Source organism: Caballeronia terrestris, from assembly GCF_001544515.1.
In the GTDB taxonomy this organism is placed as follows: domain Bacteria; phylum Pseudomonadota; class Gammaproteobacteria; order Burkholderiales; family Burkholderiaceae; genus Caballeronia; species Caballeronia terrestris.
The window spans coordinates 1-604 of record NZ_FCOL02000602.1 but is presented as its reverse complement, the minus strand read 5'-3'; the positions used below and the strand labels follow the sequence as shown (position 1 = coordinate 604).

Below are 604 nucleotides of genomic sequence, written 5' to 3'. Positions count from 1 at the left end.
TACCAGCTCGATCCGATGTGGGTGAACTTCAGCATCTCGGAGAACGAGATCCTGTCATATCGCGATCAGGAAGCGAAGGGCCTCATCAAGTTCCCCGCCAATCGCGACTTCGAGGTCGCGGTGATCCTCGCCGACGGCACCGTGTTCCCCGCGCGCGGCAAGATCGATTTCACGAATCCGGCTTTCAACACGCAGACCGGCACTTTCCTCGTGCGGGCGTCGCTGCCGAATCCGAAGGGGACGCTGCGCCCCGGCCAGTTCGTGCGCGCGAGGGTCTACGGCGCGGTGCGTCTACATGCGATCCTCGTGCCGCAGCGCGCGGTGCTGCAGGGGTCGAAGAGCCATTTCGTCTGGGTAGTCGACAAGGATTCGAAAGCGCGTCAGCGTGTGGTCGAAGTGGGAGAGTGGCACGGCGACGACTGGTTCATCAACCAGGGCCTGCAGCCGGGCGAGCGGATCGTGGTCGACGGCGCGATCCGCGTCGTAGCCGACACGCCGCTCAAGATCACCGATGCGCCGCCGGCCGCGCCCGCGTCCGCTCCGGCTGCTGCCGACGCCGCTCCCGTCGAGCCGCACGGCGGCGAAACGCAAAGTCTCGCGCGGC

At 66.6% G+C, this 604-nt stretch carries 1 protein-coding gene; it reads left to right on the top strand.

Going from position 1 to position 604, the window contains the following annotated elements; translation table 11 throughout:
• On the top strand, positions 1-604 hold a 604-nt coding region (locus AWB67_RS39165), incomplete at both ends, for an efflux RND transporter periplasmic adaptor subunit (protein WP_125477919.1).